The organism is Pseudomonas sp. WP18, assembly GCF_036689585.1.
GTDB lineage: Bacteria > Pseudomonadota > Gammaproteobacteria > Pseudomonadales > Pseudomonadaceae > Aquipseudomonas > Aquipseudomonas chlororaphis_E.
Window position 1 is genome coordinate 1,171,477 of record NZ_CP144758.1, and the last position, 13,694, is coordinate 1,185,170.

Below are 13,694 nucleotides of genomic sequence, written 5' to 3' on the forward strand. Positions count from 1 at the left end.
GCTCCCAAAAAGGGGATGTGCGGTGTCTGGGGCATTACAGCGCACCCCAGGTGCGACAATCAGGCGTGCCTGAATCTGACCCACGGGTTTACAATCGACACTCCCGATCAGGAGTAACCCTGTGCTGACTCATCTCGATTCCCAAGGTCGCGCCAACATGGTCGACGTCACCGACAAAGCCGTGACGTTCCGTGAGGCCACCGCCGAAGCCTTTGTGCGCATGCTGCCCGAGACACTGCAGATGATCGTCAGTGGCGGTCATCCCAAGGGCGACGTGTTTGCCGTGGCGCGCATTGCCGGTATCCAGGCGGCGAAAAAGACCAGCGACCTGATCCCGCTCTGCCATCCCCTGATGCTGACCAGCGTCAAGGTCGAGCTCAGTGCCGAAGGGCACGAGCGGGTGCGCATCGTCGCCCGGTGCAAGTTGTCGGGCCAGACCGGGGTGGAGATGGAAGCCCTCACCGCCGCCAGCGTGGCGGCACTGACCATTTATGACATGTGTAAGGCCGTTGACCGCGGCATGACCATCGAAGGCGTGCGCGTGCTGGAGAAACTCGGCGGCAAGAGCGGTCATTTCCAGGCGGACGCCTCATGAAAATCAACGTGAAATTCTTTGCCCGTTATCGGGAAGCGCTGGGCGTGGAAGCGGTTACCGTCGACGGTGAGTTCGCCACGGTCGAGGATGTGCGCGCGTTGCTCGCCCGCCGTGACGGTGCCGACGTGCTGCGCGAACAGAACCTGATGTGCGCGCGCAACGAAGACCTGTGCCAGCTCGACGAACCCCTGGCGGACGGTGACGAAGTGGCCTTTTTCCCCACCGTGACCGGAGGCTGAACCATGGCGATTCGGGTACAGGCCGAGCCGTTCGACCCGGGGGCCGAGGTCAATGCGATGCACGCGGCCAACGTCGGCGTGGGCGCGGTGGTCAGTTTTGTCGGCTACGTGCGCGATTTCAACGACGGCCTCGATGTGTCCGGGATGTTCCTGGAGCACTACCCGGGCATGACCGAGAAGGCCCTGGGCAAGATCGCCACCGAGGCCGAGCAACGCTGGCCGCTGCTCAAGCTGGAGGTGCTGCACCGCATCGGCGCGCTGGAGCCGGGCGAACCGATCGTGTTCGTCGCGGCCGCCAGCGCCCATCGCCAGGCGGCGTTCGACGCCTGCGCCTTTGTCATGGACTACCTCAAGACCCGCGCGCCATTCTGGAAAAAGGAAAACACCGCCGACGGCCCGCGCTGGGTCGAGGGCCGGGACAGCGATCATGCGGCGGCGGATCGCTGGAAGTCGTGAGCAGGCCCGTTTCCTTGCAGTGACTTTCAAGCGCGTGGCGAGCAGGCGTCCTCAGCTTTGCCCCTGTCCAATTGCGAAGACCTGAAGCCAAAAAAAACGCAGCCTTGGTGGGCTGCGTTTTTTTGTTGCGGCAGGCTCAGGAGCGCTTGCGCTCGACCGGACGCAGCAGATGCGTCGGCGGCATTTCGCAACTGATCTTGCGGCCCAGCAGCGCCTCGATGGACGGCAACTGGTAGGAGTCGTCTTCCCCGGCGAAGCTGATGGACACGCCTTCGGCGCCCGCGCGGCCGGTGCGGCCGATCCGGTGCACGTAGTCGTCCGGTACTTCCGGCAGGGTGAAGTTGATCACGTGGCTGATGCCGTCGATGTGGATGCCGCGACCTGCGACATCGGTGGCCACCAGGACGCGGATCTTGCCTTCGCGAAAGCCTTCCAGCGTCTTGATGCGCTTGTGTTGCGGCACGTCACCTGACAACTGCGCGGCGTTGACGCCATCGCGCACCAGGCGTTCCTCGATGCGGCGCACTTCGTCCTTGCGATTGGCGAAGACCATCACCCGTTCCCAGCCGTTGTCGTTGACCAGGTTGTAGAGCAGCTTGTACTTGTCGGCACCGGCCACCGCATAGATGTGTTGCTCGACGTTTTCGCTGGCCACGTTCTCGGCTTCGATCTCGACGATGGCCGGGTCGGTGGTCCACTGCTTGGCCAGGTTCATCACGTCATCGGTGAAGGTGGCGGAAAACAGCAGGGTCTGGCGCTCGCTTTTCGGCGGTGTCTGGCGAATGATCTGGCGGACCTGGGGGATGAAGCCCATGTCGAGCATGCGGTCGGCTTCGTCCAGGACCATCACTTCGACCATGTCCAGGTGCACGTCGCCGCGCTGATTGAAGTCCAGCAGGCGGCCCGGGGTGGCCACCAGGATGTCGCAGTGGCGGGCTTCGAGGTGCTTGAGCTGCTTGTCGAAGTCCATGCCACCGACGAACGTCATGACGTTCAGGCCGGTGTACTTGGTCAGGTCGGCGGCGTCCTTGGCGATCTGTACCACCAGCTCGCGGGTCGGGGCGATGATCAGCGCCCGCGGTTCACCCATGTAGCGTTCCTTGGGCGGCGGGGTCTGGAGCAGTTGGGTGATGATGGAGATCAGGAACGCGGCGGTCTTGCCGGTGCCGGTCTGGGCGCGACCGATGGCGTCCTTGCCGGCGAGGGTGTAGCCCAGCACCTGCGCCTGGATGGGCGTGCAATACGGGAACCCCAGGTCCTGGATGGCATGCATCAGTTCAGGGGCCAGCTTGAAGTCATGGAAGCGGGTCTTGCCTTCCTGGGGGGCGACGACGAAATCTTCCAGCTTCCAGGCGACGGCCGGCGGTTTTGGCGCCCGTTCGCGGCGTGGCCGGGGGGATTCGTTGCGTGGCTTCTCCGGCGCCGGGGCGACGGGTTTGGCGGCGGATGGCGCCGCCGGCTGTTTTTTCTCCTGCGCCACAGGGGCGGTCCGGCGCGGCTGCTGCGCATCGGGACGGCTCGGGGCGGGGACAGGCGCGCTGGCGGCAGGCGCGAGCTGTTCGGCCTCGCTTTTACCGAACATCTTCTTGAGTGCTTTGAGCACGGTCATCTCATCGATTGGTTAAGGAATGTACGCCGGCCAGTGTAATGCAAGAAACGGGCGCGGCGTAGTGGGTTCGTCAACGGCCTGGCGTGACGATTTGCCTCTTAGCGCAAGCGCTCGGCCAGCCAATGGCCAATGTCACGAATCTCTTCGGGTAACACTTCGTGGCCCATTGGGTATTCCTGCCATGTCACGGTGACACCATGCTGCTTCAAATACTCCTTGGCGGTGCGCCCCATCGGGTTGAGCACCACTTCGTCGTACTGCCCGTGCAGCGCCAGCACGGGAATGCGTTGCTGGCTGGCCGACAATTGCAGTTCGTCGCCGAACGTCGGGGCATATGTGGAGAGGGCGATCACGCCGCCCAACGGGCCCTGCCATTTCACGAACGCCGTGTGGTAGACCACCGCGCCGCCCTGGGAGAACCCCGCCAGGAAAATCCGCGAGGCGTCTATTCCGCCGGCTCGCTGGGTTTCGACGTGGTCGATGACCCGTTGTGCCGAGACGTCCAGTTGCTGTTCGTCGATGGCCCGCGCCGGGCTCAGCGCGCGGATGTCGTACCAACTGGGCATCGCGTAGCCCCCGTTGATCGTTACTGGCTGGGTCGGCGCCTGGGGTAGAACGAAACGCGTGGTGAGCAGGCTTTGTTGCAGCATTTCGGCCACTGGCAGGAAATCAAAGCGATCGGCGCCCAGGCCGTGGAGCCAGATAACGCACGCGTCTGCGGTGCCGCTGGGCTCGAGAATCAAGGGGTCGGTCATGGCGGTGCTCCAAATCTGTGCGGGTGCGCCCTATCAGTGCATTGTTACGGTGCGCGTCCGGTGTCTCAGTTAATTAGATGTCGCAAACTTACAACTTTTTGTCTTGACGTGTTTTACAAGGACCAAGCGCAGCGGTCTGGTACGGGCTTTGCTATGAGGATGCCTGAGTGATGATTCTTACGCTGCGCGGTAACACTATCAGCTTGACGCGACGCATGGGATATCAGAAATCCGGTGATGGATGTTCGCCAATAGCCGCTACGGGCTTCGCGAACGTGAAGGGCTACAGCCCGTTCGGCCGATTGGTGAGAAGTGGCATGACCACTGCTGGTGGACGTTCTCATTAATAGACTCATAGCGAAGGTCCAGACGTCGGTTGACCCTAAAAAAAGCCAACAAGGGTCGGCAATGCCTCAAAAGGGTGCGACAGGACTCAAGCTCCGACACAACAAGAGCAAAACTGGAGGTTTGAATGAAGTTACTGAAATCCACCCTGGCTGTCGTGACTGCAGCAGCTGTGCTCGGTGTCAGCGGTTTCGCGCAGGCGGGTGCGACCCTGGACGCGGTACAGAAGAAGGGTTTCGTGCAATGCGGTGTGAGTGATGGCCTGCCGGGTTTCTCGGTGCCTGATTCGACCGGCAAGATCGTCGGTATCGACGCCGACTTCTGCCGTGCCGTGGCCGCTGCCGTATTCGGCGATGCAAGCAAGGTCAAGTTCAGCCAGTTGAACGCCAAGGAGCGCTTCACCGCGCTGCAATCGGGCGAAATCGACGTGCTCTCGCGCAACTCCACCATGACCAGCTCCCGTGACGCGGGCATGGGCCTGAAATTCTCAGGCTTCATCACCTACTACGATGGCATCGGCTTCCTGGCCAACAACAAGCTGGGTGTGAAGAGCGCCAAGGAACTGGACGGTGCAACCATCTGCATCCAGGCCGGTACCACCACCGAGCTGAACGTGTCCGACTACTTCCGCGCCAACGGCCTGAAGTACACCCCGATCACCTTCGACACCTCCGACGAAAGCGCCAAGTCGCTGGAATCCGGTCGTTGCGACGTGCTGACTTCCGACAAATCCCAGCTGTTCGCCCAGCGCAGCAAGCTGGCCTCGCCGAAGGACTACGTCGTTCTGCCGGAAACCATTTCCAAGGAACCCCTGGGCCCGGTCGTACGTAACGGCGACGACGAGTGGCTGGCCATCGTGCGTTGGACAGGCTATGCACTGCTCAACGCTGAAGAAGCCGGCGTGACCTCGAAGAACGTCGAGGCCGAAGCCAAGTCCACCAAGAACCCGGACGTCGCTCGTATGCTGGGCGCTGACGGTGAGTACGGTAAGGACCTGAAATTGCCGAAGGACTGGGTCGTCCAGATCGTCAAGCAAGTTGGCAACTACGGTGAAATGTTCGAGCGCAACCTGGGCAAGAGCACTCCGCTTGAAATCGACCGCGGCCTGAACGCGCTGTGGAACGCTGGCGGCATTCAATACGCACCACCAGTGCGCTGATGGTTCTATCACCCGGTGGGCCAACCACCGGGTGATGTTCTGTTCCATTCTTTGCGGGGCACTTCATGCAAAATTCAATCGGCGCACCAAAGCAGAGGCTCAGCCTCAGCGATCCAAAAGTGCGTGCGTGGGTATTTCAGATCGTCACGGTCGTGGCGGTCATCGCGCTGGGCTGGTACCTGTTCGATAACACGCAGACCAACTTGGCACACCGGGGCATCACCTCCGGTTTCGGCTTCCTGGAACGCAGTGCCGGCTTCGGCATTGCCCAACACCTGATCGACTACACCGAAGCGGACAGCTATGCCCGCGTCTTCGTGATCGGTTTGCTCAACACGCTGCTGGTGACTTTCATCGGCGTGATCCTGGCGACCATCCTCGGCTTCATCATCGGTGTCGCACGCTTGTCGCAGAACTGGATCATCTCCAAGCTGGCGACCGTCTACGTGGAGGTTTTCCGCAACATTCCGCCGCTGCTGCAAATCCTGTTCTGGTACTTCGCGGTATTCCTGAGCATGCCGGGGCCGCGGGCTGCCCATAACTTCGGCGACACTTTCTTTGTCAGCAGCCGGGGCTTGAACATGCCGGCCGCGTTGGTGGCGGACGGATTCTGGCCGTTCGTGGTCAGCGTGGTGCTGGCGATCGTCGCTATCGTGCTGATGGCCCGCTGGGCCAACAAGCGTTTCGACGCGACCGGCGAGCCGTTCCACAAGTTCTGGGCCGGCCTGGCGCTGTTCCTGGTAATCCCGGCCTTGAGCGCGCTGCTGTTCGGTGCGCCGGTGCATTGGGAAATGCCGCAGCTCAAGGGCTTCAACTTCGTCGGCGGCTGGGTGCTGATCCCGGAACTGCTGGCCTTGACCCTGGCCTTGACGGTGTACACCGCGGCGTTCATCGCCGAGATCGTGCGCTCGGGCATCAAGTCGGTCAGCCACGGCCAGACCGAAGCGGCGCGCTCGCTGGGCCTGCGCAACGGGCCGACCCTGCGCAAGGTGATCATCCCGCAAGCCTTGCGCGTGATCATTCCGCCGCTGACCAGCCAATACCTGAACCTGGCGAAGAACTCCTCCCTGGCGGCCGGTATCGGTTACCCGGAAATGGTGTCGCTGTTCGCCGGCACGGTGTTGAACCAGACCGGCCAGGCCATCGAGGTGATTGCGATCACCATGAGTGTGTACCTGGCGATCAGTATCAGCATTTCCCTGCTGATGAACTGGTACAACAAGCGCATTGCGCTGATCGAGCGGTGAGGAAACGCGCATGACATCCCATACTTTCAAGCCTGACATGCCGCCACCGAGCAACAGCATCGGTGTGGTGGCATGGGTGCGCGCCAACATGTTCTCCAGCTGGATCAATACGCTGCTGACCCTGTTCGCGTTCTACCTGATCTACCTGATTATCCCACCGCTGCTGCACTGGGCCATCCTGGATGCGAACTGGGTGGGTACTACCCGCGCCGACTGCACCAAGGAAGGCGCCTGCTGGGTGTTCATCCAGCAGCGTTTCGGCCAGTTCATGTATGGCTACTACCCGACGGAACTGCGCTGGCGCGTAGACCTGACGGTGTGGCTGGCAGTGATCGGCGCGGCGCCGTTGTTCATCTCGCGCTTCCCGCGCAAGGCGATCTATGGCCTGAGCTTCCTGGTGGTGTACCCGATCGTTGCCTGGTGCCTGCTGCACGGTGGCGTGTTCGGCCTGGACGCGGTGGCGACCAGCCAATGGGGCGGCCTGATGCTGACCCTGGTGATCGCCACGGTCGGCATCGCCGGCGCACTGCCGCTGGGTATCGTCCTGGCCCTGGGCCGGCGTTCGAACATGCCGGCGATCCGCGTGGTCTGCGTCACCTTCATCGAGTTCTGGCGTGGTGTGCCGTTGATCACGGTGCTGTTCATGTCGTCGGTGATGCTGCCGCTGTTCCTGCCCGAGGGCATGAACTTCGACAAGCTGCTGCGGGCGCTCATCGGGGTGATCCTGTTCCAGTCGGCCTACGTGGCCGAAGTGGTGCGCGGCGGCCTGCAGGCCATTCCCAAGGGGCAGTACGAAGCGGCCGCGGCGATGGGCCTCGGTTACTGGCGCAGCATGGGCCTGGTGATCCTGCCGCAAGCCCTCAAGCTGGTGATCCCGGGCATCGTCAACACCTTCATCGCATTGTTCAAGGACACGAGCCTGGTGATCATCATCGGCCTGTTCGACCTGCTCAACAGTGTGAAACAAGCCGCCGCCGACCCGAAATGGCTGGGCATGGCCACTGAAGGCTACGTGTTCGCCGCCCTGGTGTTCTGGATTTTCTGTTTTGGTATGTCGCGCTATTCCATGCATCTGGAACGCAAGCTCGACACAGGCCACAAGCGTTAGGAGTTGACTCATGAGTGAAGCAATCAAAAAGCCTGTGAGCCCTGAAGGCATTATTCAGATGCAGGGCGTCAACAAGTGGTACGGCCAGTTCCACGTGTTGAAAGACATCAACCTGAACGTCAAGCAGGGCGAGCGTATCGTGCTGTGCGGCCCGTCGGGCTCCGGCAAGTCCACCACCATCCGCTGCCTCAACCGCCTGGAAGAGCACCAGCAGGGCCGCATCGTGGTCGATGGCGTGGAACTGACCAACGACCTCAAGCAGATCGAAGCGATCCGCCGTGAGGTCGGCATGGTGTTCCAGCACTTCAACCTGTTCCCGCACCTGACCATCCTGCAGAACTGCACCCTGGCGCCGATGTGGGTACGCAAGATGCCCAAGCGCAAGGCCGAGGAAATCGCCATGCATTACCTGGAGCGCGTACGCATTCCAGAGCAGGCGCACAAGTACCCGGGCCAGCTCTCCGGCGGCCAGCAACAGCGTGTGGCCATCGCCCGTGCCCTGTGCATGAAGCCCAAGATCATGCTGTTCGACGAGCCTACCTCGGCCCTCGACCCGGAAATGGTGAAGGAAGTACTCGACACCATGATCGGCCTGGCCGAAGACGGCATGACCATGTTGTGCGTGACCCACGAAATGGGCTTCGCCCGCACCGTGGCCAACCGCGTGATCTTCATGGACAAGGGTGAGATCGTCGAGCAGGCCGCGCCGAACGACTTCTTCGACAACCCGCAGAACGACCGCACCAAGCTGTTCCTGAGCCAGATCCTGCATTGATCGGTCCCAGGCGCTGAAATGAACCCGGACACTGCTCCGGGTTTGTTTTTTGTACCGCGTGCGGGTCGCGGTCGAGCAAGCGCATACTTAATTTCCCTCCCCCATCGCCATAGGCGGTTGCCGTACTACATAAAGCTGACTAACATGTCAGAAAATTCAGTTTGTGATTTCACCGCCGCCATACGGCGCCCAGCGGGTTGTACCGCTATTTTTGTAGCGTGATCGGTGCGCAATCGCGCCGGCGCCCCCACATCGTTCCTCGTCATCAATCTGTGTTCGACTTGATCCGCAATGGGCCAAGTCCCTGCCGGCAATTGATCCATGAACCCTGAAACCGAGCTTTCCATGTCCCGTCATCCGCTTGACCACCGCCCCTCGACGACGCCCCGGCACGCCGCTGAACTCGAAGAAATGCTGATCGACGCCGAAGCCGACGACGAGCAGACCCAACGGAGCCATCCGTTGGTGCGCCGCCCTTGGCTGTTGCTGCTCGGCCTGATCCTGGTGGCGCTGAACCTGCGTCCGGCGCTGTCGAGCATGGCGCCGCTGCTCAGCGAGGTGTCCGCAAGCCTTGGCCTGTCGGCGGCCCAGGCCGGTCTGCTGACGACGCTGCCGGTGTTGTGCCTGGGCCTGTTCGCGCCGCTGGCGCCGGTGCTGGCGCGACGGTTCGGGGCGGAGCGCGTGGTATTGGGGATCCTGCTGACGCTGGCCGGGGGAATTGTCTTGCGCAGTTCGTTCGGTCAGGTCGGATTGTTCGTCGGCAGCCTCTTGGCGGGTGCCAGCATCGGTGTGATCGGCGTGCTGCTGCCGGGTATCGTCAAGCGTGACTTCGCCAGGCAGGCCGGCACCATGACCGGCGTCTACACCATGGCGCTGTGCCTGGGAGCGGCGATGGCCGCCGGGGCCACCGTGCCCTTGAGTGAACACCTGGACCACCGCTGGGCCCTGGGCCTTGGCTTCTGGGCAGTGCCAGCCCTGCTGGCCGCGGTCTTCTGGCTGCCGCAAGTGGGTCAGAAGCACGGTGCCCACCAGGTGGCGTATCGGGTCCGCGGTCTGTTGCGCGATCCGCTGGCCTGGCAGGTGACGTTGTACATGGGCCTGCAATCGTCCCTGGCCTACATCGTGTTCGGCTGGTTGCCGTCGATCCTCATCGGGCGCGGTCTGAGCCCGACCCAGGCCGGCCTGGTGCTGTCCGGCTCGGTCATCGTCCAGTTGGTCAGCTCCCTGGCCGCTCCGTGGCTGGCCACGCGCGGCCAGGACCAGCGGCTGGCCATCGTGATCGTCATGGCCATGACCCTCGGCGGGCTGTTCGGCTGCCTTTATGCGCCCATTGAAGGCTTGTGGGGCTGGGCTATCCTGCTGGGGCTGGGGCAGGGCGCGACGTTCAGCCTGGCACTGACGCTGATCGTCCTGCGTTCGCGGGACGCCCACGTGGCGGCGAACCTTTCCAGCATGGCCCAAGGCTTCGGTTACACGCTGGCATCGCTGGGGCCGTTCGCGGTGGGCGTGGTCCATGACCTGACCGGCGGCTGGAACGCCCTGGGCTGGATCTTCGGCCTGGTGGGCCTGGGCGCGATGATCGCCGGTATCGGCGCAGGCCGGGCGCGGTACGTCGGCGTCAGCAGCGAACGGGTCACCGGGCTTCGTTGATGTCATTTTCATGGCGAATGACGATAGTCTTCGTCGCCGAGGCAGATTATCGTGCACCTCTATTCAAACGAATGCCGGAGTCTGTCCATGAGTGATGCCCACAACGCCCTGATCACCCGTTTTTATCAGGCCTTCCAGCGACTGGACGCCGAAGCCATGAGCGCCTGCTACACCGACGACGTGGTGTTCAGTGACCCGGCGTTCGGTGAGCTGCGTGGTCGTGACGCGGGCGACATGTGGCGCATGCTCACCACGCGGGCCAAGGACTTTTCCCTGACCTTCGACAGCGTGCGCAGCGATGACCGCACCGGCGGCGCCCACTGGGTGGCCACCTACCTGTTCAGCCAGACCGGCAACATCGTGATCAACGACATCCAGGCGCGTTTCGTTTTCCGCGATGGCAAGATCTGCGAGCATCACGACAGTTTCGACCTGTGGCGTTGGTCCCGCCAGGCGCTGGGCGCCAAGGGCCTGTTGCTGGGCTGGACGCCACTGGTGCGCAATGCGGTCCGGGCCCAGGCCCTCAAAGGGTTGCGAGCCTTCCAGGCCAGTCGCTGATAAGATCGCGGTTTGTTTTTGCGCACCTGTTGAACATCCCTTGACGACCGCCAACGAACTTTCCGAGTTGCCTGCACAAGGCCCCACCGAACCGGGCAAGCCCTGGTTCGTCTACCTGGTGCGGGCGGCCAATGGTGCGTTGTACTGCGGCATCAGCGATGACCCGGTACGGCGTTTCGCCAAGCATCAAAGCGGTAAGGGCGCGCGCTTCTTCCTGTCCAGCCCGGCCGTGGCGCTGGTGTACACCGAAGCCTGCCGCGACAAGGGCGAGGCCCTGCGCCAGGAGCGGCTGATCAAGAAGCTCAGGAAAAGCGCCAAGGAATGCCTGGTCGCCAGCATCAACCGCGCTGATACACCTTCATCAGGCCAGTAGGCTGCTTCTGCGTGGCGCGCTAAGCTGCAAGCCCTCATTCCTGCAGTGGCCAATTCTATGTCAGAGCTGATCCTTCATCATTACCCGACGTCTCCTTTCGCGGAGAAAGCCCGGCTGTTGCTGGGGTTCAAGGGCTTGTCCTGGCGCTCGGTGCACATCCCGCCGATGATGCCCAAGCCTGACCTCACGGCATTGACAGGGGGCTACCGCAAGACGCCTGTGTTGCAGGTCGGCGCCGATGTCTATTGCGACACGTCCCTGATCGCTCGCCGGCTGGAGCAGGAAAAGGCTTCGCCGGCGTTGTTCCCCGAGGGCCGCGAAATGATCGCGGCATCTTTCGCCGCGTGGGCCGACTCGGTGGTGTTCCAGCATGCGGTGAGCCTGGTGTTCCAGCCCGAGTCGATTGCCATGCGCTTCGCCAAGTTGTCGCCCGAGGCGATCAAGGCGTTCATCGCCGATCGTGCCGGACTGTTCAGTGGCGGCAGTGCCACGCGTCTGGCGGCCGAGCAGGCCAAGCATCAGTGGCCAACGATCATGGCGCGCCTCGAGCAGCAGTTGCAGCGCGAGGAAGGCGACTTCCTGTTGGGGGAGCCCTCGATCGCCGACTTCGCCATGGCCCATCCGCTGTGGTTCCTCAAGGGCACCCCGGTGACCTCGCCGTTGGTGGATGCATATCCGGCGGTGTCGGCGTGGCTGGCACGGGTGCTGGGCTTCGGCCATGGGGCAGCGAGCGAAATGAGTGCCGAACAGGCCCTCGACGTCGCCCGGAATGCAACGCCGGCAGCCTTGCCGGAGGAGTCGTTCGAGGAGCCGAACGGATTTGCCCTGGGGCAACGGGTGGCGATTGCCGCGACCGACTACGGTGTCGATCCGGTGGCGGGGGAGCTGGTGTTCGCCGGGCGGGAAACGCTGATCCTGCGTCGGGAGGACGAGCGCGCCGGGGTGGTGCATGTGCACTTTCCGCGGCTGGGGTTCAAGCTGTCAGCTCAGTAGCCCGGCGCCCCAGGCAGTTCAGCGCTGGATCATGGGCTGACAGGAATTTCGCACGTGATCCAGTTGTAGTCGGCATAGAAGCTTTCTTGTTTGAAGGTCGCCCTGGCCAGTGTCAGTGCGTCCTGGGTGCTGGATGCGCTCACGAAGAGGTTTTTTACGAAGACGAATCCCGGCATCGAATGGTACTTGCACAAATAGGACGCGGCTGAAGCGGAACTGGCATAGGTCCCGATGAGCAGGAACAACAGGCTCGGGCCGACGATTTGGATCAGCCGACGTTGAACAGGGCTGCGGCGTAGTGGGTTCATTTCCATAGGCTCCATCTGTTGAAGCAATCTGGCAGAGGACGGCCTCGGCGGTGTTTCTGCCGAGGCGCTGTCGTCTATGAAAATGGATTTGCCAGGGAGGGCGATACTGTAGACCTTGACAGTCCTGACCGGTGGTCAGGAGCGGGCTTGATGGGATATCAGGCCGCCCGACTCATCAATTTCGCCGTTTCAGCTGGTCCGTCAGGGACGTCGGCAACCCCTTGATGATCAATGTGCCGGCTTCTTCGTCGTATTCGATCTTGGAGCCCAGCAAGTGCGCTTCGAAGCTGATGGACAGCCCTTCGGCGCGGCCGGTGAATCGGCGGAACTGGTTGAGGGTGCGCTTGTCCGCCGGGATCTCCGGTGACAGGCCGTAGTCCTTGTTGCGGATGTGATCGTAGAAGGCCTTGGGGCGTTCTTCGTCGATCAGCTCGGACAGTTCCTCCAGGCCCATCGGTTCGCCGAGCTTGGCCTGGCTGCTGGCGTAGTCCACCAGGGTTTTGGTCTTTTCCCGGGCATCGTCTTCGGGCAGGTCTTCGCTTTCGACGAAATCACTGAAGGCCTTGAGCAAGGTGCGGGTCTCACCGGGGCCGTCGACGCCTTCCTGGCAGCCGATGAAGTCGCGGAAGTACTCCGAGACTTTCTTGCCGTTCTTGCCCTTGATGAAGGAAATGTACTGCTTGGACTGCTTGTTGTTCTGCCATTCCGACACGTTGATCCGCGCCGCCAGGTGCAGTTGGCCGAGGTCCAGGTGGCGGGAGGGCGTCACGTCCAGCTCCTCGGTCACGGCCACGCCTTCGCTGTGGTGCAGCAACGCGATCGCCAGGTAATCGGTCATGCCCTGCTGGTAATGGGCGAACAACACATGGCCGCCCACCGAGAGGTTGGATTCTTCCATCAGCTTTTGCAGGTGCTCCACCGCCACGCGACTGAAGGCGGTGAAATCCTTGCCGCCGTCCAGGTACTCCTTCAGCCAGCCGCTGAAGGGGTGCGCCCCGGACTCGGCGTGGAAAAAGCCCCAGGCCTTGCCTTGCTTGGCGTTGTAGCTCTCGTTGAGGTCGGCGAGCATGTTCTCGATGGCCGTGGACTCGTTCAGCTCGGAGTCGCGGGCATGGAGCACGGCAGGGGTGCCATCGGGTTTCTTGTCGATCAGGTGGACGATGCAGTGACGGATCGGCATGGATTTCTCGGCTGATGAAAGAGAGGAGGGCGCGCTCCCCGAAAAAGGGCTCAGTGTACCGCAATCACTGGTTTTGGAACCCGGCAAAGGCTCTTTCAGAGCCGTCCGACAGCCCATATGCATTTTTTTACCGTTTTAGCGCAAGAAAGCTGACCAAATGGGTAGCTAGAGGCGGATATTTCACAGGCGTTGTGCTAGTTTTGCCCGGTCTTACGCGAAGTCACTGCGTTAAGCGTGCATTCAGCATTTGTCAGGTCGAACCAAACCCGGTTTTTGGCATCTATTACCCCGATCCGTCGCGGTGATTGCCGAGGGTGCCTGATCAAGATGGATCGGGCTCGATG

15 protein-coding genes and 1 pseudogene are annotated in these 13,694 nt (G+C 62.2%); 12 read left to right on the forward strand and 4 right to left on the reverse strand.

Annotation, left to right across the window (positions count from 1 at the left end; translation table 11 throughout):
* Positions 1 to 121 precede the first annotated feature (121 nt).
* Genes moaC through moaE form a run of 3 tightly spaced genes read left to right on the forward strand, consistent with a single transcriptional unit; the run spans position 122 to position 1,290 of the window.
* Positions 122 to 595: a cyclic pyranopterin monophosphate synthase MoaC gene (moaC, locus tag V5F23_RS05035; RefSeq protein WP_042730168.1), complete on the forward strand. Its 474-nt coding sequence runs from the start codon at positions 122 to 124 to the stop codon at positions 593 to 595.
* A complete protein-coding gene (gene moaD, locus V5F23_RS05040; RefSeq protein WP_042730169.1) occupies positions 592 to 834 on the forward strand; it encodes a molybdopterin converting factor subunit 1 in 243 nt (80 codons plus the stop codon). The genes moaC and moaD overlap by 4 nt, the downstream gene beginning before the upstream one ends.
* A 3-nt stretch (positions 835 to 837) precedes the next feature.
* A complete protein-coding gene (gene moaE, locus V5F23_RS05045) occupies positions 838 to 1,290 on the forward strand; it encodes a molybdopterin synthase catalytic subunit MoaE (protein WP_042730170.1) in 453 nt (150 codons plus the stop codon).
* Between the two features lie 136 nt (positions 1,291 to 1,426).
* On the opposite strand, the gene rhlB is transcribed toward moaE, so the two are convergent.
* Both rhlB and V5F23_RS05055 read right to left on the reverse strand, forming a co-directional pair.
* On the reverse strand, positions 1,427 to 2,899 hold the full coding sequence (rhlB, locus tag V5F23_RS05050; protein WP_042730171.1) for an ATP-dependent RNA helicase RhlB: 1,473 nt from the start codon (positions 2,897 to 2,899) through the stop codon (positions 1,427 to 1,429).
* Positions 2,900 to 2,997: 98 nt separating this feature from the next.
* A complete protein-coding gene (locus V5F23_RS05055) occupies positions 2,998 to 3,654 on the reverse strand; it encodes an alpha/beta fold hydrolase (RefSeq protein WP_042730172.1) in 657 nt (218 codons plus the stop codon).
* Between the two features lie 472 nt (positions 3,655 to 4,126).
* On the opposite strand from V5F23_RS05055, the gene V5F23_RS05060 reads away from it, so the two are divergent.
* From V5F23_RS05060 to V5F23_RS05100, 9 genes and pseudogenes are all read left to right on the forward strand, one after another.
* Positions 4,127 to 5,158, forward strand: coding sequence for an amino acid ABC transporter substrate-binding protein (locus V5F23_RS05060; RefSeq protein ID WP_042730173.1), 1,032 nt, complete (start codon positions 4,127 to 4,129; stop codon positions 5,156 to 5,158).
* Positions 5,159 to 5,223: 65 nt separating this feature from the next.
* Positions 5,224 to 6,405: an amino acid ABC transporter permease gene (locus V5F23_RS05065; RefSeq protein WP_042730174.1), complete on the forward strand. Its 1,182-nt coding sequence runs from the start codon at positions 5,224 to 5,226 to the stop codon at positions 6,403 to 6,405.
* Between the two features lie 10 nt (positions 6,406 to 6,415).
* Positions 6,416 to 7,513, forward strand: a complete 1,098-nt coding sequence (locus V5F23_RS05070; protein WP_042730175.1) for an amino acid ABC transporter permease — start codon at positions 6,416 to 6,418, stop codon at positions 7,511 to 7,513.
* A 10-nt stretch (positions 7,514 to 7,523) separates the two neighbouring features.
* Positions 7,524 to 8,288 carry an amino acid ABC transporter ATP-binding protein gene (locus V5F23_RS05075; protein ID WP_042730176.1) on the forward strand — a complete coding sequence of 255 codons (765 nt, stop codon included), beginning with the start codon at positions 7,524 to 7,526 and terminating at the stop codon, positions 8,286 to 8,288.
* Positions 8,289 to 8,479: 191 nt separating this feature from the next.
* Positions 8,480 to 8,572: pseudogene (locus V5F23_RS05080) on the forward strand (GntR family transcriptional regulator); the annotation flags it as partial.
* 61 nt (positions 8,573 to 8,633) lie between these two features.
* Complete coding sequence (locus V5F23_RS05085) at positions 8,634 to 9,938, forward strand: CynX/NimT family MFS transporter (RefSeq protein WP_234407995.1); 1,305 nt, start codon at positions 8,634 to 8,636, stop codon at positions 9,936 to 9,938.
* An 87-nt stretch (positions 9,939 to 10,025) separates the two neighbouring features.
* A complete protein-coding gene (locus V5F23_RS05090) occupies positions 10,026 to 10,496 on the forward strand; it encodes a nuclear transport factor 2 family protein (protein ID WP_042730178.1) in 471 nt (156 codons plus the stop codon).
* A 40-nt stretch (positions 10,497 to 10,536) separates the two neighbouring features.
* On the forward strand, positions 10,537 to 10,869 hold the full coding sequence (locus V5F23_RS05095) for a GIY-YIG nuclease family protein (protein WP_042730179.1): 333 nt from the start codon (positions 10,537 to 10,539) through the stop codon (positions 10,867 to 10,869).
* Between the two features lie 57 nt (positions 10,870 to 10,926).
* Positions 10,927 to 11,862 (forward strand): glutathione S-transferase family protein, encoded by a 936-nt coding sequence (locus V5F23_RS05100; protein ID WP_042730180.1) that lies wholly within the window; start codon positions 10,927 to 10,929, stop codon positions 11,860 to 11,862.
* 29 nt (positions 11,863 to 11,891) lie between these two features.
* Here the strand turns inward: V5F23_RS05100 and V5F23_RS05105 are convergent, their stop codons facing one another.
* Together V5F23_RS05105 and yejK are read right to left on the reverse strand one after the other, a co-directional pair.
* Positions 11,892 to 12,170: a hypothetical protein gene (locus V5F23_RS05105; RefSeq protein ID WP_042730181.1), complete on the reverse strand. Its 279-nt coding sequence runs from the start codon at positions 12,168 to 12,170 to the stop codon at positions 11,892 to 11,894.
* 175 nt (positions 12,171 to 12,345) lie between these two features.
* Positions 12,346 to 13,350, reverse strand: coding sequence for a nucleoid-associated protein YejK (gene yejK / locus V5F23_RS05110; RefSeq protein ID WP_042730182.1), 1,005 nt, complete (start codon positions 13,348 to 13,350; stop codon positions 12,346 to 12,348).
* Between the last annotated feature and the right edge of the window lie 344 nt (positions 13,351 to 13,694).

What these genes read in the sequence shown, in the direction of transcription:
- moaD (WP_042730169.1), top strand. Translation starts at nt 592, where the DNA reads ATGAAAATCAACGTGAAATTCTTTGCCCGTTATCGGGAAGCGCTGGGC.
- moaE (WP_042730170.1), top strand. Translation starts at nt 838, where the DNA reads ATGGCGATTCGGGTACAGGCCGAGCCGTTCGACCCGGGGGCCGAGGTC.
- rhlB (WP_042730171.1), bottom strand. Translation starts at nt 2,899, where the DNA reads ATGACCGTGCTCAAAGCACTCAAGAAGATGTTCGGTAAAAGCGAGGCC.
- V5F23_RS05055 (WP_042730172.1), bottom strand. Translation starts at nt 3,654, where the DNA reads ATGACCGACCCCTTGATTCTCGAGCCCAGCGGCACCGCAGACGCGTGC.
- V5F23_RS05060 (WP_042730173.1), top strand. Translation starts at nt 4,127, where the DNA reads ATGAAGTTACTGAAATCCACCCTGGCTGTCGTGACTGCAGCAGCTGTG.
- V5F23_RS05065 (WP_042730174.1), top strand. Translation starts at nt 5,224, where the DNA reads ATGCAAAATTCAATCGGCGCACCAAAGCAGAGGCTCAGCCTCAGCGAT.
- V5F23_RS05070 (WP_042730175.1), top strand. Translation starts at nt 6,416, where the DNA reads ATGACATCCCATACTTTCAAGCCTGACATGCCGCCACCGAGCAACAGC.
- V5F23_RS05075 (WP_042730176.1), top strand. Translation starts at nt 7,524, where the DNA reads ATGAGTGAAGCAATCAAAAAGCCTGTGAGCCCTGAAGGCATTATTCAG.
- V5F23_RS05085 (WP_234407995.1), top strand. Translation starts at nt 8,634, where the DNA reads ATGTCCCGTCATCCGCTTGACCACCGCCCCTCGACGACGCCCCGGCAC.
- V5F23_RS05090 (WP_042730178.1), top strand. Translation starts at nt 10,026, where the DNA reads ATGAGTGATGCCCACAACGCCCTGATCACCCGTTTTTATCAGGCCTTC.
- V5F23_RS05100 (WP_042730180.1), top strand. Translation starts at nt 10,927, where the DNA reads ATGTCAGAGCTGATCCTTCATCATTACCCGACGTCTCCTTTCGCGGAG.
- V5F23_RS05105 (WP_042730181.1), bottom strand. Translation starts at nt 12,170, where the DNA reads ATGAACCCACTACGCCGCAGCCCTGTTCAACGTCGGCTGATCCAAATC.
- yejK (WP_042730182.1), bottom strand. Translation starts at nt 13,350, where the DNA reads ATGCCGATCCGTCACTGCATCGTCCACCTGATCGACAAGAAACCCGAT.